At 47.8% G+C, this 523-nt stretch carries 1 protein-coding gene and 1 pseudogene; both read left to right on the top strand.

The window, feature by feature from the left end; translation table 11 throughout:
• Nucleotides 1-287: glycosyltransferase (locus R7P74_RS29180; RefSeq protein ID WP_318124215.1), on the top strand; the 287-nt coding region annotated here is incomplete at its 5' end.
• Nucleotides 253-523: pseudogene (locus R7P74_RS29185) on the top strand (O-antigen ligase family protein); the annotation flags it as partial. The gene R7P74_RS29180 and the pseudogene R7P74_RS29185, both read left to right, overlap by 35 nt.

Consider the following 523-nt stretch of genomic DNA (forward strand, 5'->3'; position numbering starts at 1 on the left):
CCCACGTTGAAGGATTCGGGCTCGCCGCCGTAGAAGCGATGGCAGCAGGGTTGCCCGTACTCTCGTCCGATGTTCCGGGATTAAATGAGGTTACCGGCAGCTCAGAATATCTGTTCGAAGTCGGTGATAGCAATCGGCTTGCACAAAAGGTTGCAGAGCTTTGCGAAGACGCGGCTCTTTACAATTCGGCAAGTCATTATTCCGTCAACCGAGCCAAACTCTACACCATCGACAAATTTCGAGAGGGCTATTATGGAATCTACCAACAGCTCTGTACCGATAAGTAATACCGTTCCACTCCTTGCAGCTATTGCTCTGGCACTGTTTTTTGTCCCAGTGAAATTCGCTGTAGGTGGCGTGGCACTTGCGCCTTCCGATATCGCAAGTTTGCTTTCTGTTGGCTTAATCGCCTTGATCATTTTAGAAGGAAGAGCAAAGCAACTGTTGCATCCATGTATCGGATTCTTGGTGCTGTTTACTGGATATGTATTTATCAATGGTTTGTTGAACAGAGTACCTTTGG

Source organism: Vibrio sp. 2033, from assembly GCF_033339735.1.